We start from the raw sequence: 23,930 nt of genomic DNA on the forward strand, positions 1-23,930 counted from the left end.
GAATCATGGTCGAGCGCAACAGCTTTGGCGGTCGCCTTTTCTGGGTACAGCATGCACGAACCGACTTGAGCCCACCGGTCGGGCACCATGGGTCCCGAGGGACGGAGTTATCACATGCATCGCCCCGACACGATCATCGAGATTCATCGCGAACGCGTGCAGGATCAAACGGCCGAGATGTTCAGCGGCGACAAGTACACGCAGTCCGTCGACGGCGCCGGCTACTCGGCGACGGCCACCCTCGACCTCACCCTGGACCGCGTCTGGTTCATCCTCGACGCCCGTGGGCGGCTGTGGCAGGAGGAAGCTGACGGTGCATCCCGCGACCCCCTGCGGCACTTCGCGATAGACCTGGTGATTTTCGATTCGAAGATCGTCATCGACTCGGTCACCTGCATCCCGCTGGTATCGCTGCCCCCGGCCACGATCACCATCCCGGATGGCCCGCGTGCCGGAGAATCGCGCGAGATTGCGTACAACGAGATTCCGTTGTTCGGGCGGTTGACGATTCACGATCAGCTCGAGCCGCACCAGCTAGAGCCGGGCAAGCAGACGATCGCACTGAACTTCACCGCCCAGGACGCGCCCGCGCTGGTGGCACACCCGTTGCCCGACCGGCACGCCGGGTGGCTGTTCGGTCCGCACGTCGAACGCCGTGCGGACGGGATCACGGTCTTCGCCGGACAGGATCCGCGGATCAGCTGGGAACTCGACTATGCCGAGGCGCACTGGATCACCCACAGCATCGCCGGTGAGCTGATGGTGAACCTGGAGAAGCTGCAGCACCCCGGCCTCTCCGACGAAGAAGCCAGGACCAGGGTGCTCGACTCGCTGGCCGCCCAGATCGCCGATGCGGTCCGCCCGCAGCTGGAGGCGATGGGCGACAAGGGGATTCAGACGTTGCTGCCGACGCCGGTGGACGTCGACCCCGAGGCGCAAGACGACAGTACGGTCAAGGAACTCGACGCCATTGTGCAGCGCTTCGACGTCGGCGAGGCGACTGAGGAATCCATGGTGGTGCAGCTGCAGACGCTGCGCGATTTGCCGCCCGGCGAAGAGCTGCCCCCGTCCATTCTTGCCGAAAACCCATGTGAGCGAGCGGCTTTGGCCGCTACCGGGTGGAGCATTCTGCGGCAGGTCCGGGACACGGTGATGAAGAGTTTCGATCTCGACGAGGTCGACTTCGACCCCGATGCGCCGTGCGCGCTGGCGGGTCCGAAGACCATCAGCATCGGCGGGCAAGACCGAAGCCTGGATGCCCTCGACGCCGACATCGTGCCGCGAACCGGGGATGGCCGGTTGGTCGTGGACGGCACCGTGAGCGCCGAGACCGCGCTCTATGACTTCAACGCCACCTTCAAGGTGACCTACGAGATGGGCCTCGGCGACATCCCCCGCGACCCGAAGGACAATGAGCTGCTGCGCGAGGATGTCGACACCATCGAGCTTCTCGAAGAGACGCTGAAACTGGCGGGTGCGAAGAAGCGCGCCGGCCACCTCGGCGCCGAAGACTACGAGGCCGAAGTCAAGCGCGTCCGCGAGCGATTCGATCGGCTACCGCGGACCGTGGGGGTGCGACCGGCGCAGAACTCCGAGCCGGAGGTGAACGCCGACTTCAGCCTCACCGCGGCCGGCAAGGTGGCCACGGCCGCGGGGGCGGCGGCCGTCGTCGGGCTGCTCGCGCTGCCGGTGACCTGGGTAGCGGGGGCGGCCGGGGTGGGGGCCGCCGGCGCGGGCGGTCTGTTGACCGCCGCGATCGCGCAGTACATCACCACCGTCCTGACCATCGACTGGTTCGGTACCGGCTTGGGTTCTCGTCAGGTCAAGAAATCGCTGAACGACCAACCCGAGGGCACATCGCTTCCCCCGATCGGGATGCCGATCGGCGTCGACCTCAATCGCCAACGCCTCGCGGTGTACTTCCGTCCGGTGCCGGCGAAATTGTGGATCGATTGCGTCATGGCCGACGCCGACGAGGACCGGGAAGCCGATGACGAGGGCATTCGCGTCGTCGGTGGCCGCTGGCCCAGCGACGGCCACCCGTGGCGGCTGTCGCACGATGACGCCGTGTTGTACGTCGACGCCGACGAACTGGAGCTCTTCGTCGATCCGGCCGGCGCGGGCGGCCACGAGTTGCCGATTTGCGTCGACATCGGAGAGGGCGGGCGACGCCGACTGCGGGTGCACGGTGATCCCGGCGTACTGCGCCGGCTGGCGCACTGCGACGAGCGCGACTCACCGTAGCGAGGCGGGATCCTCCGGGATCAGCAGAAGGCGGCGGCCGAGAACCATCCCCCGGCCACCAGCGCGATGAGGAGCGCCGCGGTGGTTTGCCCCATCATCGCGGCCGCGATGACGCCCACGATTGCGCAGATAAAGACGGTGACGGTCAGGAAGGCGACGAGCAGACGGTGTGAATTGACCGCCGCGCCGGTACGAGGCGCGATGACGGTTTTATGAGGACGATCCACGCCAACCATGAAATCTCCTTCGGTGTGACGCCCGCAACATGCCACGGCGAGATGTGGTCTACATCACATGATAGGCCTCCAGCCGTCGACCGCTCGGTTATCCGCACGGAACGTCGCGGCGGCATTACGATTCGTCGTTATCCACCTGAGACCGCCAATTAGGTTTTCGCCTCGATGCGGATTACTGTTGCCCGCGGTTCGTCCGCGACTCAGGAAAGCAGCCATGTCTGTTCAGCCCACTCTGCTGCGCCGCCAATCGTTGCGCGGCGCCCGCCGAACGCGGGTCGCTCCCCGCGTGAAGTGCCCGATGGTCGGCCAGTGCTTCGACATCGAAATCACTCGCGACGCGGATGGATGGATGATCCGGATTCCCGAGATCGGCAGGGCCACCCGCGCCAGCAGCCGGGCCACCGTGGAGCTGGCCGCCCGCGAGTCCATCGCGACCTGGACCGGCATCCCGATCGGTTATGTCGCCGTTTACGTCGCCAGCGAGACCAGCTAGCTACCTAGCCGGCTTGGGCGACGGCGATTGATTTCGTATCCACGTAGCCGTCGAGACCTTCGGGGCCGAGTTCTCGGCCATAGCCGCTGCCTTTGACGCCGCCGAAGGGCGCGAACGGGTCCATGGTGTAGCCCTGGTTGATGCCGACGGTGCCGGTATGGATCCGCGCGGCGAGGGCGAGGGCCCGGTCGGTGTCGTTTCCCCACACCGATCCGGCCAGGCCGTAGTCCGAATCATTGGCGATCGCCACCGCCTGGTCCTCGTCGCGGTAGGGGATGACGGTGATGACGGGGCCGAAGATCTCTTCCCGCGCGATCCGCATGGTGTTGTTGGCCGCCGCGAACAGGGTGGGCCGGACGTACCAGCCGCGGTCGAGCCCGTCGGGCATGTGGGCGCCGCCGACGATCAGCCGTGCCCCCTCCTGCTGACCGACGTTGATGTAGTCGCGAACGCGCTGCTGCTGGCGACGGGAGACCAGGGGACCGAGCTGGGTCTTGGGGTCGCCCGGATCGCCGACGCGAAGGCCGGACATCTCGGCGGCGAGCGCGTCGACATATTCGTCATGGCGCTCCTGCGGCACCAGGACGCGGGTGAGCGCGTTGCAGATCTGGCCGCTGTTGGACAGGCTGGCCGATCGCACGCCGGCGGCGACCTTGTCCGGTGCCGCGTCGTCGAGGACCAGCGCCGCGGACTTCCCGCCGAGTTCGAGGCTGACCTTGGTGAGGTTGGCCGCGCAAGCGGCGGCGACGGCGCGGCCCGCCGCGGTGGAGCCGGTGAACGACACCTTGTCCACTCCGCGGTGGGCGACCAGGTAGGCGCCGAGGCTCGCATCGCCGGGCAGCACGCTGACCACACCGGGCGGCAGGCCGGCCTCGTCGATCATCTCGGCCAAAAGCAGGGCGTCCAACGGGCTTTCGGGCGCGGGCTTGAGTACGACGGTGCAGCCGGCCAGCAGCGCGGGCACCAGCTTGGTGACGATGAGGAACTGGGGCATGTTCCACGGCACGATCGCGGCGACGACGCCGACGGGCTCCTTGCGGACCAGCACGTCGCTGCCGAAGAACCCGGTCCTGGTCTCCTGCCACTGATGCCGCTCGGCCAGGTCGCAGAACGCGCGGATCATGAACGCGGGCAGGCCGACCTGGGCGCGCTGGGCGAAGCTGATCGGCGCACCGATCTCGGCGGTGATGATGTCGGCCATCTCGCCGCGGCGCCCGTCGTAGATGTCGGCCAGCCGCCGGATCGCGGCGATCCGGTCCGATGGTTCGCTGTGGCCCCAGGGCGCCGAGGTCAAGGCCGCGCGCGCGGCGGTTACCGCGGCGTCGACGCCGTCGGATCCCGCCGCATCGACCTCGGCGATGGGTTCTTCGGTATGTGGTGAGATGACTTGCACGACGCTGCGGTCCATCCGTGCCTCCCGAGGCCATTATCAACTACTTGCTATTGATGGGGTCGAGGATATACCGTCGGCCGTGACGGAGCTCTCAGGGATCGGTGAAACCGGTGCGCAGGCGGTTGTTTCGCGCAGACAGTGCTGCGAGACGCGGCTGGGCGCCGACGGTTTTGCCGAGATTGGACTGCTTAAGGAGCGATCATGGCTCGATTCCCCAAACCGCCGGAGGGCAGCTGGACCGAGCACTACCCGGAACTGGGCACCGACCCGGTGTCGTACCACGACTCCATCAGCCCGGAGATCTACGAGCTGGAGCGCGAGGCCATCTTCAAACGGGCCTGGCTCAATGTCGGTCGCGTGGAACAGCTTCCGCGTAAGGGTAGTTACCTCACTAGGGAGCTGAAGGTCGTCAACACGTCAATCATCTTGGTCCGCACGGCATCCGGTGACATCAAGGCCTACCACAACGTGTGCCGGCACCGCGGCAACAAGTTGGTGTGGAACGACATGCCGCAGGAAGAAACGAGCGGCGTGTGCCGGCAGTTCACCTGCAAATACCACGCGTGGCGCTACGACCTGAACGGCAACCTCACCTTCGTGCAGCAGGAGGAGGAGTTCTTCAACCTCGACAAGAGTCGCTACGGCCTGGTGCCGGTGCACTGCGAGGTCTGGGAAGGCTTCATCTTCGTCAACTTCGCCAAGAAACCCGAGCAGTCGTTGCGAGAGTTCTTGGGACCCATGATCACCGGGCTGGAGGGTTACCCCTTCGACAAGATGACCTCCCGCTGGTATTACCGCTCGGAAGTCAAGGCGAACTGGAAGCTCTACATGGACGCGTTCCAGGAGTTCTATCACGCCCCGGTGTTGCATGCGAACCAGTCTCCGACCGCGTACTCAAAGGCGGCCGCCCAGGCGGGTTTTGAAGCCCCGCACTACCGGCTGGACGGGCCGCACCGGCTGGTCAGCACGTCGGGGGTGCGGGCCTGGGAAATGGCCGACGAGATGCGCAAGCCGATCGAGGACATCTGCCAGAGCGGACTGTTCGGGCCCTGGGACAAGCCCGATCTCGGGCCGATGCCCGCCGGGCTCAACCCCGCGAAATGCGACCCGTGGGGCCTGGACTCGTTCCAGCTGTTCCCCAACTTCGTCATCCTGTTCTGGGGTCAGGGCTGGTATCTGACCTATCACTACTGGCCGACGTCGTATAACAGCCACCTTTTCGAAGGAACGCTGTACTTCCCGGCGCCGCGTACCCCGCGCGAGCGGGTCGCTCAGGAATTGGCGGCCGTGTCGTTCAAGGAATACGGGTTGCAGGACGCCAACACCCTGGAGGCGACGCAGACGATGCTCGAATCTCAGGTGATCGACGAGTTCCTGCTGTGCGACCAGGAGGTGCTGATCCGTCACCTGCATAAGGAGACGGCGGCCTGGATCGATGACTATCGCCGGACCTCGACGGCAGGAGTGTGAACGCGATGTCGATGTTGCCCGCCGAGTTCGCCGACCTCGAACGGTTCGCCGAGTGGTGCCTGCCCAGCGAACCGGAACGCTACGCGAAGAGGCTGGCCAGCTCCATGACGGAAATGAAGGCCTTCTACGACGCGATCACCCCGCGTGCCGAAGAGGCGCTGGCGTTCTGCGACAAGTTCTCCCTCGACGACCTGCCCGACGACGTCCAAAATTTGATGCATCTGCTGTATTCGATGATCATGGTGTCGTTCCCGGTGGAGTGCTGGAAACAGCCCCGCGTCCCCGATTCGGGTGCTTCGAGCCTGGACTGCGTGTCCGAGCCCGTTCCATGACCTGCGTGCTGCGGGCGGCGCGTTGGGCTGACGTCGTGACGGGTCAGATCCACACGCCGGCGGAGGTGGTGATCGATGGCGAACGCATCGCCGCGATCAATCCCCAAGAGCCGCTTGACGATTCGGCCACCATCGTCGATCTCGGCGACGTGACGCTGCTTCCCGGGCTGATGGACATGGAGCTCAACCTGCTCATCGGCGGACCCGGCGGCCCCGAGGGACTGCCGTCGCCCATGCATGGCGTGCAGGACGACCCCGCGTATCGCACGCTGCGCGGCGCGGTCAACGCGCGCACCACGCTGGAGGCCGGGTTCACCACGGTGCGCAATCTCGGGCTGATGGTCAAGACCGGCGGATACCTGCTCGACGTGGCGCTGCAGCGCGCCATCGACCAGGGTTGGCACATCGGACCGCGCATCTATCCCGCCGGACACGCCGTCACCCCGTACGGCGGGCACCTGGACCCGACGGTCTTCCAGCGGTTGGCCCCCGGGGTCATGCCGCTCTCGGTCGCCGAAGGCATCGCCAACGGCGTTCCCGACGTGATCGCTTGCGTGCGTTACCAAATCCGGCACGGCGCCAAGCTGATCAAGGTGTCCGCCTCGGGCGGGGTGATGTCACACAGCACCGCGCCGGGTGCCCAGCAGTACTCCGATGCCGAGTTCGCCGCCATCGCCGACGAGGCCCACCGGGCCGGGGTGCGGGTGGCCGCGCACGCCGTGGGGGACAGCGCAATTCAAGCGTGCATTCGCGCCGGGATCGACTGCATCGAACACGGATTTCTGGCCAGTGACGAGACCATCCAGATGATGGTCGATCACGGCACATTCCTGGTCTCGACCACGTATTTGACCGACGCCATGGCCATCGATCGGATCGCACCCGAGCTTCGCAAGAAGGCGCTCGAGGTGTTCCCGCGGGCAAAGTCGATGCTGCCCAAGGCGATCGAGGCCGGGGTGCGGATCGCCTGCGGCACCGATGCGCCGGCCATCCCGCATGGCCACAACGCCAAGGAACTGGGCGCGCTGGTCGAACGGGGCATGACGCCGGCGCAAGCGCTCCACGCGGCCACCGTGGTGGCAGCCGAGCTGATCGAGGCGGACGACGAGTTGGGCAAGCTGGCGCCCGGTTATCTGGCTGACATCATCGCCGTCCCCGGCAACCCCTTCGACGACATCGCCACCACCCTCGACGTCCGCTTTGTCATGAAAAGCGGGCAGATCTACAAGACCCCCGCGACGTAACGGAGGCGGGCATGGAACTCACCGACAACATCCTGTGGCTGCTCAAACAGGCCTTCTACTACTCGCTGACCACCATCAACGAGGCGATGCGCGAACACGGCGTGAGCACCGCGCAGATCGGCGTGCTGCGCCAACTGGCCAACGAACCCGGCTTGTCCGGCGCCGAGCTCGCGCGGCGGCTGCTGATCAGCCCGCAGGGCGTCCAGCTCGCGCTCACCGCCCTGGAACGCCGCGGCCTAGTGGAAAGAAAGCAGGATCCCCAGCACGCGCGCATCTTGCGGGCCTACCTCACCGGCGAGGGCCGCAAGGTCGCCGAAACGGTGGTGAACGACGCGATCGCCGCCCATCAGGAGGTGTTCGGCGTGCTGACCGAGCAGGAGCAACGGACCCTGCGTGAATTGCTGGGCCGGGTGGTCGAAAAGGGCACCGGCCACGAACTGTTCAACGACCACGTCGAGGGCTGACCGCCCGTGGGCAGCGACGGGCTGCGCCTGTATCTAGTACTTGAGACTAATCGCAAGTAGTTGATACTCTGGCCGGGATGGGTGAAATCCGCGCGACCACAACCGCCGGTTCGGCGACCGCGACCGACGCCGGGGGCGCCGGTGTCGGCATCGCTGCGTCGCCGGATGGCTTTGTGCCACTGCGGATCAAGCGCGTGGTTCGCGAGACCCGCGACGCCGTGTCGATCGTTCTCGATGTCCCACCGGGCAGCGCGGAACAGTTCGGGTACCAGGCCGGACAGTTTCTGACGCTGCTGGTCACCGTCGACGGACGCGAGCATCGACGGTGTTATTCGATGTCGTCGTTACCGGACGAAGACCTGCAGATCACCGTCAAACGCGACCGAGACGGTGTGGTGTCGAACTGGCTCAATGACACGGCCGCAGCCGGCGACCGGCTGCCCGCCCTGCCGCCGCAGGGTCGCTTCGTGTTGCGCGAGACCGACCGAGATCTGATCGCCTTCGCCGGGGGAAGTGGCATCACGCCGGTGTTTTCGCTGCTGCGGACGGCCCTGATGTCGGGCACCCGCGCCACGCGACTGTTCTACGCCAACCGCAGCCGCGACGCGGTGATCTTCGACGAGGCCTTGGCGTCGCTGGCCGCGCGGCACGCCGATCGTTTCGTCCTGCACCACCACCTCGACGACCACACCGGCTTCGTCACCCGAGCGGAGATCGAGGCGTTCGTCCGCGATGCCGGCGACGCCGAGGTATACATCTGCGGGCCCAACGAGTTCATGGAGATTGTGCGAACCGCCGTGTGCGCGGCCGGCGTGCCGGCCGATCGCCTGCACATCGAGCATTTCGACGTCGACGACGTGGCCGCGGCGGCGCCCCCGGACACCGAGGTGGTGACCGACGAGGTCACCATCGTGCTGGACGGATCGACGACGACCGCGCCGTACCACTCGGGCAACACGTTGCTGCAGACGGCCCGCATGGCCGGGCTGCGCGCGCCGTCGTCGTGTGAGATCGGTTCGTGCGGAACGTGTATGGGCCGCCTGACCCACGGCAGCGCCCGGATGATCAACAACGACGCGCTCGATCCGGACGAGGTCGAGGAGGGCTGGGTGCTGACGTGTCAGGCCCTGCCCACCAGCCCCACGGTGCGGGTGGTCTACGAGTGAGGGAAAGGGTGGAGCGGAGTCGATGACCAGGGTGGCGGTGGTGACCGGAGGCGCCTCGGGTATGGGCGAAGCGACGTGCCATGAATTGGGTCGGCGCGGACTCAAGGTCGCGGTCCTCGATGTCAACGAGCATGCCGCACAACGCGTCACCGACGATCTGCGCGCCGACGGTGTGACCGCGCTGGGGGTGGGTGCCGACGTGACCGATCGGTCCGCCGTGGAGCACGCGTTTGCGAAGGTGCGCAGCGAGCTGGGCCCGGTGACGGTCCTGGTGACCAGTGCGGGCATGTTCGACTTCTCGCCGTTCTTGGAGATCAGCGCCGAAACCTGGTCGCGGATCATCGATGTCAATCTCACCGGCACCTTTCACTGCTGCCAGGTCGCTCTGCCGGACATGGTGGAGGCGCGCTGGGGCAGGATCGTGATGATCTCGTCGTCGAGCGCCCAGCGGGGCTCGCCGTTCGCCGCCCACTACGCGGCGTCCAAAGGCGCGGTGATCACCTTGACCAAGTCGTTGGCCCGTGAATATGCGCCGCACGGGATCACGGTGAACAACATTCCGCCCTCGGGCATCGAAACCCCGATGCAGCACCAGGGCCAGGCCGCCGGATACCTGCCGTCCAACGAGCAGATCGCCAGCAACATCCCGTTGGGTTACCTCGGCACCGGCGCCGATATCGCCGCGGCCGTGGGATTCCTGTGTTCGGAAGAAGCCAGGTACATCACCGGCCAGGTTTTGGGCGTCAACGGCGGAGCGGTGATGTGATTGTGAGGATTCGATGACCAGAGTAGGCAGGCCCCCGGAGGGCTCCTGGACCGAGCACTATCCCGAATTGGGAACGGGGCCCGTGTCTTTCAAGGACTCGACGTCGCGAGAGTTCTACGAACTCGAGCGCGAGGCGATCTTCAAACGGGCGTGGCTCAACCTCGCGCGGGTGGAGGAGTTGCCGCGTGTCGGCAGCTACCTGACCAAGGAGATCGAAGTCGTCGGCGTCTCGGTGATCCTGGTCAAGGGCAAGGACGAGCGCATCCGGGCGTTCTACAACGTGTGCCGTCACCGCGGAAACAAGCTGGTGTGGAATGACTTTCCCGGCGAGGAGACGCGCGGGACGTGTCGGCAGTTCACCTGCAAGTACCACGGCTGGCGCTACGACCTGCAGGGCGCCTTGAAGTTCGTCCAGCAGGAATCGGAGTTCTTCGACCTGGACCCCGCGCAGTACGGGTTGCGGCCGGTGCACTGCGACGTGTGGAACGGCTTCGTCTTCATCAACTTCGACCCCGAACCCCGCCAGAGCCTGCGGGAGTTCCTCGGTCCGATGATCACCGGCCTCGACGGTTACCCGTTCGACAAGTTGACCGAGCGCTACGACTGGGTGGCGCACAACAACAGCAACTGGAAGATCTTCGCCGACGCCTTCCAGGAGTACTACCACGTGCCCTCGCTGCATTCACAGCAGGTCCCCTCCGAGGTGCGCGACCCCAACGCCGGATTCACTTGCGGGCACTTCCAACTCGACGGCCCGCACCGGTTGGTCTCCACGGCCGGGCGGCGGCGCTGGCTGCTGCCGCCGGAATACATGTATCCGATCGAGCGGGCCACCCGCAGCGGACTGGTGGGACCGTGGCGAACCCCCGACATCGGCGACCTGCCGGCCGGACTCAACCCCGGCGGGATCGAGCCCTGGGGCATCAGCAATTTCCAGATCTTCCCGAACATCGAGATCCTGATCTATGGCGGGTGGTATCTGCTGTACCGGTACTGGCCCACCTCGCACAACACGCATCGATTCGAGGCCTACACCTACTTCCATCCGGCGCGAACCGTGCGGGAGCGCATCGAGCACGAGGTCGCCTCGGTGGTGCTGAAAGAGTTTGCGCTGCAAGACGCCGGGATGCTCGGCGGGACGCAGGCGGCACTCGAGTACGGGATCGTCGACGACTTCCCGCTCAACGATCAAGAGATCCTGGTGCGCCACCTGCACAAGGTCGTGGTCGACTGGGTCGACGCCTATCGCCGCGAACGGGATTCGGTGGGGGTGTGACCATGCCTGTCAAGCTGCCCAGCGCCTTCGCCGAGCTGGAGGGCTATGCCGAAACCTGGTGCCTGGCAACCGAAACCGAACGCTGGAACGCCCGGGTCAACTCGTCGATGCCCGAACTGCGCGACTTCTACGACGCGTTCTTCCCCCGGCTCGAAGAGGCGATCGACTACTGCGACAAGTTTCCCCTGGACAACGTGCCCGACGACGCGCTGAACCTGTTGCACATGATCTATTCGCTGATCATGGTCGCCATGGCGGTGGAGATCATGCATCAACCCGCCCCGGTCGACGCCGCCGACGCGGTGATGATCCGCACCGGTGGCCCGGTGCCCTGAGCTTTCCGCCGTCAGACATCCCTTCATCGAAAGGAGCGACGATGAGTCTGCTCACCATCACCAAGCTCACCGAATCCGTCGGTGCCGAAGTCGCGGGCCTGGAGCCGGCCGCGCTGGCGGGCGACGACTCGGTGGGTGCAGCCGTCCTGGACGCGTTGGAGGACAACGGCGTTCTGGTGTTCCGCGGCCTGCAGCTCGACCCGGCGGCCCAGGTCGAGTTCTGCCGCCGCCTCGGCGAGATCGACCACTCGTCCGACGGTCACCACCCGGTGGCCGGCATCTACCCGATCACCTTGGACAAGTCCAAGAATGCCTCGGCCGCCTACTTGAAGGCCACCTTCGACTGGCACATCGACGGCTGCACACCGCTGGGTGACGAATGCCCGCAGAAGGCCACCGTGTTGACGGCCGTCCAGGTCGCCGAGTGGGGCGGCGAAACGGAGTTCGCCAACTCCTACGCCGCCTACGACGCCCTGACCGAGGACGAGAAGGAGCGGTTCGGCACGCTGCGTGTGGTGCACTCGCTGGAAGCGTCCCAGCGCCGCGTCTACCCCGACCCCTCCCCGGAACAGGTGCAGCGCTGGCGGTCCCGGCGCACGCACGAACATCCGCTGGTGTGGACTCACCGCAGCGGCCGCAAATCGCTGGTGCTGGGCGCCTCCGCGGACTACGTCGTCGGCATGGATCTCGACGAGGGACGCGCCCTGCTGGACGAGTTGCTCGAGCGCGCAACGGTGCCCGACAAGGTGTACAGCCACAGCTGGTCGGTCGGCGACACCGTGATCTGGGACAACCGCGGAGTGCTGCACCGCGCGGCCCCCTACGACCCGGACTCACAACGCGAAATGCTGCGCACCACCGTGCTCGGCGACGAACCGATCCAATAGCATGACCGCGTCCGACGGACATCCACTGCGCCTGTCACCGTTACCCGCCGACGAGTGGGACGAGGGCGCGCGCACGGCGCTGGCGTCCCTGATCCCGGCCGAGCGGGCGAATCCCGTTGGCGCGGGCAATGTTCTGTCGACCATGGTCCGTCATCCCGAGCTGACCGCGGCCTACCTGCCGTTCAACGCCTACCTGCTCGCGCGGTCGACGCTGTCGCCCCGCGTGCGAGAAGTCGCGCTGCTGCGCGTGGTACATCGCAGCAACTGCGGCTACCTGTGGTCACACCACGTCCCGATCGCCCTGCGCGCCGGCCTGACCGAATCCGAGATCGACGGCATCCGATCCGGGCACTGCGCCGATCGGACGGACCAGGCCGTGATCCGGGCCGTCGACGATCTCACCGCCGACAGCACGATCAGCCAGGCAACCTGGGATCTGTTGTGCGAGTTGTTCACCCAGCAGCAGTGCATGGACCTGACCTTCACCATCGGCGGCTACCTCTTACTGGCCTTGGCGGTCAACACCTTCGGCGTCCAGGAGGAGCACGGCTAGACCTGGTCGCCCGCTAGTCCTCGCGGGACAGGGCGGCGCGCGGGCATTCGGCGATCGCCCGCTCGACCAACGCCTCCTGCTCGACGGGCACCGGATCGGCGGTGACCACCGCGTAGTCGTCATCGTCGAGCCGGAAGACATCCGGCGCGATGTTCACGCAGTAGGCATTGCCTTCGCACCGATCAAGGTTCACTACCGGCCGCATGAAGATCCTCCTTCTCCGATCGAGAGCTCGGAGTTTTTACAGTACAACTTGTGTAAACGCTAGCTTAGGGCGGCTGGGCGGGAAACGGCCTCCGATTCGCGACTTCTCAGTGACCTCTCAGTGCCGCGGCCTTAGGCTGGAACCCTGGGTCCGGGAGGTCGACGATGAAGATCGCATCCGTCATCGCCCGCCAACTGCTGGACTGCAAAGCCCGGCCCCTTCTGGAAGTCGAAATCACCACCGACACCGGCTTTGTCGGCCGCGGCGCAGCTCCGACCGGCAGTTCGGTGGGGTCGCACGAGGCGTACGTCCTACGGGACGGGGACCGGACCAGATACAACGGCCTGAGCGTGCACCGCGCCATCGCCGCGGTGGACGACGAAATCGCCCCGGCCCTGATCGGCGCGGAGCTCGACGATCCGCTATCCCTGGACCGGGTGCTGATCGCGCTCGACGGCACACCGGACAAGCACCGGCTCGGCGGCAACGCGATCTACTCCACGTCGATCGCGCTGCTGCGCGCGGCCGCCGCCGCGGCGGGCACGTCCACCTATACCTACGTCGGCGAACTGCTCGGGCTCGAACCGCCCACCACCGTCCCGGTGCCCAGCTTCAACATGATCAATGGCGGGCACTACGGCGACGTCCGCCAGACGTTCAGCGAATTCCTGGTGGTGCCGTACCGCGCGGACTCGATCGAATCGGCGGTCGAAAGGGGGGTGAGTCTGTTCGAGACGCTCGGCGAGGTGCTCGCCGAGCGACTGGGCCGCGCGCCGATGCTGGCGTCGTCGTACGGATACATCGCGCCGTCCAGTGACCCGCACGCCGTCATGGAGGTGCTGGCCGAGGCCGTCGAGCGCGCCGGCTGCGCCGACATCATGGCGTTCGCGCTGGACTGCGCGTCCAGTGAGGTGTACGACAGCGACTCTGCCACATACGCATTCAACGGTGAGCGGGTGACCGCGGAGGAGCTGATCGACTTCGCCCGCGGATTGTCCCAGGAGTTTCCGATGTTGTTCATCGAGGACCTGCTCGACGGCGACGACTGGGCCGGATTCGCCAAAGCGGTGCAGACGGTGAACCGTTCGATCATCCTGGGCGACGACCTGATCGTCACCAACCGCGCCCGCCTGCAGCGGGCGGTCGAATCGTGCGCCGTGGACGGTTTCGTGCTGAAGCCCAACCAGGTCGGAACCATCGCCGAGGCGCTCGACTGCTTCGAATACGCCACGCGCAACGCCGTTTTGGCGATTCCCTCGGGCCGCTCGGGTGGCGTCATCGACGACGTCGTGATGGATCTGGCGGTGGGCCTGGCGGCACCGTTTCAAAAGAACGGCGCGCCGCGCTCGGGCGAGCGCATCGCAAAGCTCAACTTCCTGCTGCGCGCGGCCGAAGGCATCCCGGATTGCGCGTTGGCGGACGTGCCGGCGTTGGCGAGGTTCTGAAAACGTCAGTGGCCGGCGACCAGGGCGAGTTCGGCGGCCACCGCGGTCCCGCACACCGCCAACACGATCGAAAGCGCCGCCCAGTCGGCCCGTTTCGGGCGCGACGGGGCGGCCGAGATCTGGCCGGTGCCGCCGCGGGCGGTGATCGCATCGCCCATCTCGTCGGCGCGGCGCAGCGTCACCGTGATGACCGCGACGACCACGTCGATCACGTCCGTCGCCGGACGCCGCAGCCGGGCCCAGCGGGTCTGCGGGGGCTGTTTGGGCCGCAACCGGCGAGCGGCGAAGAGCACCCGAAATTCGTCGATGAGCATCGGAAAGGTGCGCAGCGCGAGCGCCAATGCCACCGACCAGTCGTCGACCGGGACCCGCACCGGCCGCAGGAAGCGGCCCAAAGTAGCCACCGCCGGGGCGATTTGGGCAACATTGGTCGTCCACGACACCAGGGCGCCCAGGGCGAGCAACACCACCGACAGCACGGTGATGCGCAGGAAGTCGAGCAGCCCGCCCAGGCCCAGCGACGCCGATCCCAGCCGGATGTACGGACTCCCGCCGGCGAATGCCGCGTTGGCGCCGACGATCACCAGCACGATCCACAGCCAGCGCGGCACGGACGGCAGCACGCCCCGCGGGATGCGGGCGAGCCGGATTCCCGTGGCCGTCAGGGCGGCGGTGAGCCCGATCGCCACCCAGCCGGGAAAGAACGTCAACAGCAACGAAATACCGAAAGCCACAAGTAATTTCGTCCCGGCCCACAGGTTGTGGATGGGGGAGGTGCCCGGCACTGGCCGCAGCAGCACGAAGGGGCGACGGCGGCCGGCCGGGTGCTGCGCCGGTGGGACGGCGGCCACCGAATTGTGCTGCGCCGCGGCCGGCGACGGTTCCAGCGAACCGTCACGCAGGTGCAAGGTGCGTGGGCACAGCTCCTGAAGCCCGGCGAAGTCGTGCGAGATGACCACCACGGTCAGGCCGGTGTCACGGCGCCGCTGGGCCAGCAGCTGGACCAGGCCGCGCTGACTGGCGGCATCCAGTCCCGCCAGCGGCTCGTCGAGGATCAACACCCGCGGCGACCGGGCGAGCAGTCCGGCCAGCACCACCCGACGCATCTGGCCGCCGCTGAGCTGGTCGATGCGCCGCTTGGCCAGTCCTGCGTCCAAGCCGACGGCCGCCAGCGCCGCGATCACCCGCGCGTCATCGGCGGGCGAAAACCCGGCCGCCGAGGCCACTTCCAGGTCCACCCGGCCGCGCATCAGTTGCAGCCGGGCCGCTTGGAATTGGATCGCGACCGCTCCGACCTGGTCGGCGGTCGGGCGCCCGTCCAGCAGGCAGGCGCCGGTGGCCGGCACGGTCAACCCGGCCATGATCCAGGCCAGGGTCGATTTGCCGGAACCGTTGCCGCCGTGGATCAACAGCCCGTCGCCCTCATGCACCGCGAAGCTGACGTCGCGCAGCGCAATCTGAGCCCAGGGCGTGCCGCTGGCGTATTCGTGTCCGACACGGACGAGTTCGAGCACCGGCGGGCTGGCGGGCCGTCCGTTCGGCACCGTCGGAGCCGGCGCGGTTGCGCTGCGGACCAGGTCGGCGTCGAGTGACGCGTCGCCGAGGTTGATTGCGCGGTCGGCGTATTCGGCCTCGTCGTTGTAGTGCGTGATGTGCACCAGGGCCGTCTGGTGGCGTTCGGTGAGGCCGGACAGGACGGCGAGCAACTGCTCCCGGCCCTGCCGGTCGACCATGCTGGTGACCTCGTCGGCGATCAGCAGCGCCGGCTCGCGCGCCAGGGCCGCGGCCACCGCCAGGCGCTGCAGCTCCCCGCCGGACAGACTGCCCGTGTCGCGGTCCGCCAGCGCGCCCAAGCCGACCTCGCCGAGGAGCCGGGGGATGTCGGTGGTCTTGCCGGGCGGCAGTCCCCAGACCACGTCGTCGGCGACCCGCGTGCCCAGCACCTGGCTTTCCGGGTGCTGCATGATGACCGCGGTGCCGCCGAGCTCACCGAGCCCCACCGCCCCCGGGCGCTCGACGACGCCCGATGTCGGTTCGCGCCCGGCCAGGATCAACATCAGCGTGGTTTTCCCGGACCCGTTGGCCCCGGTGACCGCGATGTGCTCGCCCGTCCGCACGTCCAGGCTGACCGCACGCAGCGCGTCGTGGTCGGCGTGCGGGTAGCGCAGCCGCACCCGCTCCAGACGCACCGGGACCGGCCGGATCGGGCCGCCGCCGGCCGGCGCGTCCAGCTTGTGCACGTCGGGGATCCCACGCAGTCGCTCCAGCACCCGGGACAGCGCCCACCAACCGACCAGCGAAGCACCCACGATGGTGAAGACGGCGTAGCCCAGCACGAGCCACTGCCAGTAGTGCAGCGCCTCGGCGAAGAACGCCTTGAACTGTTGCGCGGGCGCGCGCAACTGCGCCACCCGCGAGACGACCGTCACGGCACCGTCCACGGTGGCGCTGGCGGCGTGGAAGGCGAGCTGCCGGAAGCGGGTCAGGACGGTCAAGGCGGCGACCATGCCGGCGCCGACGACGACACCCGCGCCGAACGACACCGCGATCACGGTCGGTGTGCCGCGGCGGTGGCGCTTGACGGTTCCGGCCAGCCCACCGACATAGGCGCAGAGGGCGATCGCTCCCAGGCCGCTCAGCCCGACGACCAGAAAGCCGATCACACCGGCGGCGACCGTAGCGGCGATCAGAACGCGGATCCGGTAGCGGTAGGCCAGCAGCCCGGTCGGCACGCTGCCGAGCAGGCCCAGCCCCCCGCCATGCGGAAGGACGACCGCGATGATGGCGATCGCCGCGCACAACGCGCCCATCACCGATGCCTGCGCCAGCTCGCCGGGTCGCAGCGATCCGGCCCGCGTTTTCGGCATCGCAGCGCCGGGCGCCTTCACGACACGATTATGCCCGTCGTCGGCGGGGCGCCTGTGCGTCTCTTATCAGATCTTCAGGTAACCCTTGTCGGCGGGAATTTGCGCGGCCGTCACAAGCGACGAGGCGTCGCTGGCGAGCCACAACACGATGTCGGAGACCAGGTTCGGGTCGGCCAGTGAGTCGGTGGGCAGCGCACCGGGGGAGAAGCTGTGAATGTAGGTCTGGTTGTCGGCGAAGAGCTGCCACATCGAGGGGTCGTTGCCCATGGGCGTGTCGGTGCCGTACGGGTGCACCGAGTTGACGCGGATGCCGTATCCACCCAGTTCGACCGCCAACGAGTTCGTCAGCCCGACCACGCCGAACTTGCTGGCGCAGTAGTGACCGCATCCCGGTACGGCCTTGATGCCCGCCGCCGAGCTGATGGTGATGATCGAGCCCCCGTTGCCCGCCTGAATCATCGCCGGCACGGTCGCTTTGATGGTGTTCCAAACTCCGGTCAGGTTGGTGTCGAGGACCTCTTGCCATTGCTGCGCCGAAATCTCCCACAGCCGGCCCCAATTGAGCACGCCGGCGTTGGCGACGACGATGTCCAGGCGGCCGAATTGGGTGATCGCGTCGTCGACGAGCCGTTGTTGGCCCGCGGCGTCGCGGACGTCGACCTGCGCGGCCAGCATCTTGCGGCCTTCGCTTTCCACCAGGCTCGTCGTTTCGGCCAGGTCCTCCGGCGTCGCGGCCGGGTAGCCGTTGTTCGCCGCCACCGGGCCGCACGCGTCGATGGCCACGACGTCCGCCCCGGCCCGGGCCAGCCGCACGCAATGCGAACGGCCCTGTCCGCGCGCGGCGCCCGTGACGAATGCGACCCGGCCGGCCAACGGTTTGTCGTTGTCGCTCATGCTATCTGGGCCTTCCGGGTCGGGGCCGCCTCGCACGGCGCGGCGGCGCGGGAAAACTCGTAGTCGGACAGTGCCGACTTGCGCGCGAAGCGCCGCGAGGCGGCGATCGTTTGTGGCCGGTGATAGACGGTGTCGCGCTGGGAGTTGATGAAATACGTGGACAACCCCGGATTGCACTCGGTGAAGTACAGGTGGGCCGTTTTTGCGCGGCGCCGCATCAGCGCGTTCCACCGCTGGAACGCTTGGGGTTTGACGCGCACGACCTCGGTGCCCTGCCGGCGCGCGACGTCGATGATCCGGACCGCGTGGGCGGCCATCGTCTCGACGAAGTCCGGCCACGCGAAGCCGACGAAGCCCAGCGGCCCGACGATCTCCCACCGGTTGGGCAACTGCGGGTGCGCCGTGCCGGCATAGGCGTGCAGGCCGTGCGTGCGGTAATGCTCGCCGAGGTCGAATCCGGCTGTGCCCACCACGGTTCCGGGTCGATAGGTCTCCGGGTCCGTCCACAGCTCGTAACCGGTTGCCGCGACGATGAGGTCGGCGGGATGTTCGACTCCGTCGACGGTACGGATGCCGGTGGCGGTGATTCGATCGATGGCGGTGGTGATCAGGCGGGTGTTCGGATTGTTCAGTGCCGGCAGGAAGCTGCTGGAGATCACCGGCCGCTTGGCGAGGATCCCGTATCGCGGGACGAGCGCGGCGCGGGTGGCCGGGTCGTGCACCACCGCCCGCAGCAGCAGCCGGTACAAGGCGCGGCAGTACGCGTCGTACAACGGCATCGTGCGAACCAGGACGCGCTGCGGCAGCCGCGACAGCAGGTGGACGATGGGCGCGATCATCGCGATGTCCATTGCCCATCGTCCCGCCGAGTTGATGGCGCCGACCACGCCGGGCACCCGCAGGAACCGACGCATCAGCGGGGGAATGTCGAAGTCGATCTTCGGCAGCACCCAGGCCGGTGTGCGTTGGTACACCTCGAGATTGGCAGCCTGACCCGATAGGGCGGCGGCGATCTGCACACCGCTGGAGCCGGTGCCGATCACCGCGACGCGCTTGCCGCGCGGGTCGTAGCCGTCGTCCCAGGCGTTGGGCCGCAGGATGGTGCCGGCGAAGTCGTCGATTCCGTCGATGTCGACGCGCTGCTTGGCGTTGACATAGCCACCCACCGAGCTGATGACGAAACGCGCTGTGACGCAGGGCTTTCCCTCGATGTCGAGGTGCCAACGCTGCGTCGTGTCATCCCAGGACTGGCGCAGCACGTTGCAGCCGGTCTGCAAATGGTCGTACAGATGCAGCGACCGGGCGGTGTCGCGGAAATAGTCGTAGAGTTCGCGGCCCGGGGCGAAGAAGCGTGACCAGTTGGGGTTCGGCGCGAACGAGAGCTGATACCACAGGCTGGGGATGTCCACGGCCAGGCCGGGGTAGTGGTTGTCGCGCCAGGTGCCGCCGACGTCGTCGCCGCGCTCCAGGATGACGAAGTCGAAAATCCCCTTCTGACGCAACAGGTGCCCGGCGGCGATGCCGCCCGGGCCGGCTCCGATGACGGCGACGTCGTAGTCAGCCATCTCGTCTCCTCTCGCTTCCGGTGAGTCCGGCCACGATGTGGTCGGAGACGAATTTGCCGACGGCGCGGGGGCTTTCCAGATTGACCACCATCGGCGGCAGCAGTTCGAAACTGAGCAGCACGCGCACGATCCATTCCGCGGCGTGCCGGGGATTGACCGACTTGCCGACTTCGCCCCGGCGCTGGGCGGCCCGGACCAGCGGCGCCCAGAGGTTGATGGAGCGCTGCATGAGGTCCTCGCCAAGGTTGTCGAGCAGCAGGACGATGAGGCTCTGATTGAACCCCTTCGGGCCCAGCGGGTCTGAGGTCTGCCGGTGCTTGCAGATCACGTTGGCGGCCGCGGCCACCTGGCCGGCGAGGTTGTCTTGCCGCTGCACTTCGGCCGCCATGGTGGTGATGAAACCGGTGGCGAGTTCGTCGAGCGCGGTTTTCAGTGCGGTTTCGCGGTTTCCGAACGCGTTGTGCACGGTCCCGCGCGACACACCGGCGATCTCGGCGACGGCGGTCAGGTTGAACTGGCGGGGGCCCAGCCGGCGCAGCGTGCTGGTGGTGGCCGACAGCAGCGACGGTGAGACGGCGCGGATCGTCTCACGCGGCGTCGTCGTCGACATGTGAACACATTAACGAGATGTGTTCAATCCGGTCAACGATTCGTCAGATCCGCATCAATGCTGTGGCAGCGGACGGGGGCGTACCAGCGTCGGCCACCAGAACCACGGCCCCAGGATCCGCAGGATGGAGGGCACGACGAACGAGCGCACGATCAACGTGTCCAGCAGCAGGCCGATGCACACGGTCGATCCCACCTGACCGATGGTCCTCAGATCGCTGGTGAGCATGGCCAGCATGGTGAAGGCGAACACCAAACCGGCGGAGGTCACCACGCCGCCGGTGCTGCCCAGCGCGCGGATCAGGCCGGTGTGGATCCCGCCGTGCAGCTCCTCTTTGACCCGGTTGATCAGCAGCAGGTTGTAGTCCGATCCGACGGCCACCAGGATGATGAACGTCAGCGGCAGCACGAGCCAGTGCAGGTGCAGGCCGACCAGGTGCTGCCAGAAAAGGATGGACAGGCCGAACGCCCCGGCGTAGGAGAAGGCCACGGTGCCGGGAATCACCAAGGCCGCCACCAGGCTTCGCGTGATGAACAACATGATCAGGAAGATCAGCACGAAGGCCGCGATCGCCGCGATCAACAGATCCGACATCGCGTATTGCTTGATGTCCTTGTCGTTGGATCCCGAGCCCCCGATATAGACCCGGGCGCCGGCCAGCGACGTCTCTTTGAGGATCGTCTTTATCGCGTCGGGGAACTGCTCGACGTGCTCGACCCCTTCGGGGCCCATCGCATCACCCTCGTGGGTGACGATGAAACGGGCGGCTTTGCCGTCCGGCGACATCATCAGCTTCATGCCTGCCTTGAGGTCCTCGTTGTCGAAGGCCTCGTGCGGGATATAGAAGTAGTCGTCGCTGCGGGACCTGTCGAAGTCGTTGCCGACGTTGATCGAATCGTCGAAGGTCTGCTCGGTCTGGATGGACTGCAGGTCGGCCGAGCCGTAACTGTTGACCAACTTCAGCTGCAGCGCCTCGGTGTCATCGGCGGTGGCCTTCAGTTGGGCGATGATCTGCGGGAAGGCCTTGTCCACCTCCGCGAGGGAGATTTCGGCCTTGTCGATATCTTCGGCCAAGTGGTCGATGTGATCGATGGTGTCCCACAGCGATCGGAACGCCCAGCAGATCGGGATGTCGAAACAGTGTTTCTCCCAATAGAAGTAGCTCTTGATGGGCCGGAAGAAATCGTCGAGGTTCGAGACTTCCTCGTTCATTTCGTTGCTGACCCGTTTGAGGTCCTCGACGGTGAGCACCGTCTGGTGCAGTTCGTCGGACACCTTCTGGAAGAAGCCGATCTCTTTGCGTAGCACCGCCACGGAGTGCGCCTGGATCTCGGCCTGCGCATCGGTGTTGGAGTTCTGCTCCCTGTTGAACGGGAGTTGTTGACCGTTGCCGCTGCCCTGCGTGGTGAACAGGTAGGGAATGCTGGCGTGTTCGAGCGCCCGGCCTAACGGCCGCGTCATGCCCTGCACCATCGCCACGCCGTGCAGCCGGATCAGCGCCCTGGCGACGCGGTCCAGCGAGATGAAGTCGGCCGAGTTGCGCATGTCGTGATCGGTCTCGACCATCAACATCTCGGAGAACAGCTTGCTCTTGGGGAAGTGCCGATCGGCGGCCTGGAAACCGAGATTCGCAGGCGCACTGGCAGGTTGGTACTGGCGATCGTCGTAGTTCTGCCGGTAGCTCGGCACGAAGATCGCGCCGAGCATGACGACGGCGGAACTGGCCACCAGGATCGGCACCGGCCAGCGCACCACGCTGGCACCGATGCGCCGATAAAGCCGCCCGTGGACGTTGGTTCTCGGGTCGAACATCCCGAACAGGCTGCCCACGGTCAGCACCGCCGGGCCCAGCGTCATCGCCGCCGCGATGGTGAACAGCATGGTGATCGCGACGGCCGGCCCCATGGTATGGAAGTAGTTGAGCCGCGCGAACGTCAGGCAGTAACAGGCGCCGGCGATCGTCAGTCCGGAGCCGATGATGATGGGTGCCACGCCCTTGTAGGCGATGTAGAAACTGTCCTCCCGGCTCTCGCCGGCCTGGCGCGCCTCGTGATAGCGGCCCATCAGGAAGATGCCGTAGTCGGTTCCGGCCCCCAGGGTCAGCGCGATGACGATGTTCACCGCGAACGACGACAATTCGATGTATCCGTAGTGCCCGAGGGTCGAGACGATGCCCTTGGCGACAAGCATTTCGATGAGGACGCCGAGCAGGGGCACCAGCAGGGTGGACGGGGTGCGGTACACCAGCAGCAACATCACGACGATGAGGATGATCGTCACGATCGTGACGTTGTTCAGGCTGGCGTTGGCGATGGTGAGCGTGTCGGAGGCCAGCGGAGCCGCACCGCTGACATAGACCTTGAGGCCCGGCGGAGGCGTGTCCTTCTTGATGATGTCGCGGACGGCGTCCACGGACTGGTTGGCCTGGATCTGGCCGATGTCACCGGCGAGACGAAGGAGCACATAGGTGCACTTGCCGTCGACGGATTGCGCGCCGGCCGCGGTGAACGGTTTGCCCCACAAGTCCATCACGTACTGGACGTGCTTGGTGTCGTTCTGCAGGCGGCGCATCAAATCGTCGTAGTACCGGTGATCCTGGTCGCCCAGTCGCCGGTTCGCCTCGAAGACCACCATGGTCAGATTCGTGGAGTTGGATTCGTGGAACTTCTCGCCGATGTGCAGCAGCGCCCGCTGCGAGGGCGCGTAATGCGGAACCATCGGCCCGGCGAGCTCTTCGGCGACCCGTTCCACTTGGGGCATAAAGGTATTGGTGGTGACCGCGAGCAGGGCCCAGAACAAGATGATCGGAATCGCCAGGGCGCGCACCATTTTCGGGATGAACGGACGCTTGACCCTGGGATCCTCGAGGCGATGCTCGGTCATGCCGACTTCACCCTGCACTGGACGTCGGCGTCCTGATGATCGCCCGATTGTTCGTCGCGGATGACGCCGTCCACCAGCATTCGGCAACCGACCTGACCGCCGTGGACGTGCACCGAGATGCTGCCGGACGCCACCGTGAGCGTGGTGGTCTCCGTGTGGGACCACGGCAGGGTGGTGATGTCGACCTGATGCGGATGACCGTCGATGTCGACGTAGACCAGTTTCCCGCCCTGGCCGGCGTCGCCGAACACCTCGTAGGTGATCCGCTTGATGTTGAACTCCTCGGGTGCCTGCGGACCGTTGACGGTGATGACCGGCTCCGGTTCGGAGAACTGATGCACCTTGTACATGCAGAGCAGACCCACGCCGACCGCGACCACGGCGACCAACGGCATCCAGGTTCGCGCCAGGACGGTCCGACCGACGAAACGAGGGCTCATTCGATCACCTCTCGCGACCCGGTCCGGACATCGTGTTCGTGCCCCCCGCCCTCGCCCTCGTGCCCGCCAAATAGTAGACGGTCATGTGCTCAATTGACACATCATGGTGCAAAGACTCCGGACAGCGCAACCCGGACACGACCTCGAAGGCCGGCCGGCCCA

General features: G+C 66.6%; 22 protein-coding genes. 13 read left to right on the forward strand and 9 right to left on the reverse strand.

The window, feature by feature from the left end:
• The first annotated feature begins 114 nt into the window (after positions 1–114).
• The gene (locus tag A5659_RS10030) at positions 115–2,244 is read left to right on the forward strand and encodes a hypothetical protein (RefSeq protein ID WP_067180746.1); all 2,130 of its coding nucleotides are present in this window, start codon (positions 115–117) and stop codon (positions 2,242–2,244) included.
• A 20-nt stretch (positions 2,245–2,264) separates the two neighbouring features.
• Here the strand turns inward: A5659_RS10030 and A5659_RS10035 are convergent, their stop codons facing one another.
• Positions 2,265–2,480, reverse strand: a complete 216-nt coding sequence (locus tag A5659_RS10035) for a hypothetical protein (RefSeq protein WP_067020680.1) — start codon at positions 2,478–2,480, stop codon at positions 2,265–2,267.
• Positions 2,481–2,778: 298 nt separating this feature from the next.
• Here A5659_RS10035 and A5659_RS10040 point away from each other — a divergent pair, with 298 nt between their 5' ends.
• Positions 2,779–2,973 carry a long chain fatty acid-CoA synthetase Faa4p gene (locus A5659_RS10040; protein WP_066881330.1) on the forward strand — a complete coding sequence of 65 codons (195 nt, stop codon included), beginning with the start codon at positions 2,779–2,781 and terminating at the stop codon, positions 2,971–2,973.
• A gap of 4 nt (positions 2,974–2,977) precedes the next feature.
• On the opposite strand, the gene A5659_RS10045 is transcribed toward A5659_RS10040, so the two are convergent.
• Positions 2,978–4,381 (reverse strand): aldehyde dehydrogenase, encoded by a 1,404-nt coding sequence (locus A5659_RS10045; RefSeq protein ID WP_067180749.1) that lies wholly within the window; start codon positions 4,379–4,381, stop codon positions 2,978–2,980.
• A 186-nt stretch (positions 4,382–4,567) separates the two neighbouring features.
• On the opposite strand from A5659_RS10045, the gene A5659_RS10050 reads away from it, so the two are divergent.
• The 10 genes from A5659_RS10050 to A5659_RS10095 all read left to right on the forward strand — a co-directional run bounded on the left by A5659_RS10050 (position 4,568) and on the right by A5659_RS10095 (position 12,859).
• Positions 4,568–5,836: an aromatic ring-hydroxylating dioxygenase subunit alpha gene (locus A5659_RS10050; protein ID WP_067141103.1), complete on the forward strand. Its 1,269-nt coding sequence runs from the start codon at positions 4,568–4,570 to the stop codon at positions 5,834–5,836.
• Positions 5,833–6,168 (forward strand): hypothetical protein, encoded by a 336-nt coding sequence (locus A5659_RS10055; RefSeq protein WP_197497968.1) that lies wholly within the window; start codon positions 5,833–5,835, stop codon positions 6,166–6,168. The genes A5659_RS10050 and A5659_RS10055 overlap by 4 nt, the downstream gene beginning before the upstream one ends.
• A complete protein-coding gene (locus A5659_RS10060; protein WP_067180752.1) occupies positions 6,165–7,412 on the forward strand; it encodes an amidohydrolase family protein in 1,248 nt (415 codons plus the stop codon). Before A5659_RS10055 ends, A5659_RS10060 begins: the two co-directional genes overlap by 4 nt.
• An 11-nt stretch (positions 7,413–7,423) precedes the next feature.
• On the forward strand, positions 7,424–7,876 hold the full coding sequence (locus A5659_RS10065; RefSeq protein WP_066864875.1) for a MarR family winged helix-turn-helix transcriptional regulator: 453 nt from the start codon (positions 7,424–7,426) through the stop codon (positions 7,874–7,876).
• Between the two features lie 77 nt (positions 7,877–7,953).
• A complete protein-coding gene (locus A5659_RS10070; RefSeq protein ID WP_082976008.1) occupies positions 7,954–9,042 on the forward strand; it encodes a ferredoxin--NADP reductase in 1,089 nt (362 codons plus the stop codon).
• 22 nt (positions 9,043–9,064) lie between these two features.
• On the forward strand, positions 9,065–9,808 hold the full coding sequence (locus A5659_RS10075) for an SDR family NAD(P)-dependent oxidoreductase (RefSeq protein WP_067020673.1): 744 nt from the start codon (positions 9,065–9,067) through the stop codon (positions 9,806–9,808).
• Between the two features lie 13 nt (positions 9,809–9,821).
• Complete coding sequence (locus tag A5659_RS10080) at positions 9,822–11,084, forward strand: aromatic ring-hydroxylating dioxygenase subunit alpha (RefSeq protein WP_067141109.1); 1,263 nt, start codon at positions 9,822–9,824, stop codon at positions 11,082–11,084.
• Entirely contained in the window at positions 11,081–11,419 is a 339-nt protein-coding gene (locus A5659_RS10085; protein WP_067020667.1) for a hypothetical protein, read from the forward strand. The genes A5659_RS10080 and A5659_RS10085 overlap by 4 nt, the downstream gene beginning before the upstream one ends.
• A 41-nt stretch (positions 11,420–11,460) precedes the next feature.
• Positions 11,461–12,306: a TauD/TfdA family dioxygenase gene (locus A5659_RS10090; protein WP_067020664.1), complete on the forward strand. Its 846-nt coding sequence runs from the start codon at positions 11,461–11,463 to the stop codon at positions 12,304–12,306.
• Between the two features lies 1 nt (position 12,307).
• Positions 12,308–12,859 (forward strand): carboxymuconolactone decarboxylase family protein, encoded by a 552-nt coding sequence (locus A5659_RS10095; RefSeq protein ID WP_066864859.1) that lies wholly within the window; start codon positions 12,308–12,310, stop codon positions 12,857–12,859.
• 13 nt (positions 12,860–12,872) lie between these two features.
• On the opposite strand, the gene A5659_RS10100 is transcribed toward A5659_RS10095, so the two are convergent.
• Positions 12,873–13,064: a ferredoxin gene (locus A5659_RS10100; protein ID WP_066864855.1), complete on the reverse strand. Its 192-nt coding sequence runs from the start codon at positions 13,062–13,064 to the stop codon at positions 12,873–12,875.
• 164 nt (positions 13,065–13,228) lie between these two features.
• On the opposite strand from A5659_RS10100, the gene A5659_RS10105 reads away from it, so the two are divergent.
• Complete coding sequence (locus tag A5659_RS10105; RefSeq protein ID WP_067180755.1) at positions 13,229–14,509, forward strand: enolase; 1,281 nt, start codon at positions 13,229–13,231, stop codon at positions 14,507–14,509.
• A gap of 5 nt (positions 14,510–14,514) precedes the next feature.
• Here A5659_RS10105 and A5659_RS10110 read toward each other — a convergent pair whose 3' ends face one another.
• Genes A5659_RS10110 through A5659_RS10135 form a run of 6 tightly spaced genes read right to left on the reverse strand, consistent with a single transcriptional unit; the run spans position 14,515 to position 23,768 of the window.
• On the reverse strand, positions 14,515–17,397 hold the full coding sequence (locus A5659_RS10110; protein ID WP_067180757.1) for an ATP-binding cassette domain-containing protein: 2,883 nt from the start codon (positions 17,395–17,397) through the stop codon (positions 14,515–14,517).
• A gap of 45 nt (positions 17,398–17,442) precedes the next feature.
• Positions 17,443–18,270, reverse strand: a complete 828-nt coding sequence (locus tag A5659_RS10115; protein ID WP_066881304.1) for a mycofactocin-coupled SDR family oxidoreductase — start codon at positions 18,268–18,270, stop codon at positions 17,443–17,445.
• Entirely contained in the window at positions 18,267–19,835 is a 1,569-nt protein-coding gene (locus A5659_RS10120) for an NAD(P)/FAD-dependent oxidoreductase (RefSeq protein ID WP_067180760.1), read from the reverse strand. Before A5659_RS10120 ends, A5659_RS10115 begins: the two co-directional genes overlap by 4 nt.
• A complete protein-coding gene (locus tag A5659_RS10125; protein WP_066864840.1) occupies positions 19,828–20,445 on the reverse strand; it encodes a TetR/AcrR family transcriptional regulator in 618 nt (205 codons plus the stop codon). The genes A5659_RS10120 and A5659_RS10125 overlap by 8 nt, the downstream gene beginning before the upstream one ends.
• A 54-nt stretch (positions 20,446–20,499) precedes the next feature.
• Entirely contained in the window at positions 20,500–23,328 is a 2,829-nt protein-coding gene (locus tag A5659_RS10130) for an RND family transporter (protein ID WP_066864837.1), read from the reverse strand.
• Entirely contained in the window at positions 23,325–23,768 is a 444-nt protein-coding gene (locus A5659_RS10135) for an MmpS family transport accessory protein (protein WP_197497969.1), read from the reverse strand. Before A5659_RS10135 ends, A5659_RS10130 begins: the two co-directional genes overlap by 4 nt.
• Positions 23,769–23,930 lie beyond the last annotated feature (162 nt).

This window comes from Mycobacterium sp. 1165196.3, from assembly GCF_001673415.1.
GTDB classification, from domain to species: domain Bacteria; phylum Actinomycetota; class Actinomycetes; order Mycobacteriales; family Mycobacteriaceae; genus Mycobacterium; species Mycobacterium europaeum_A.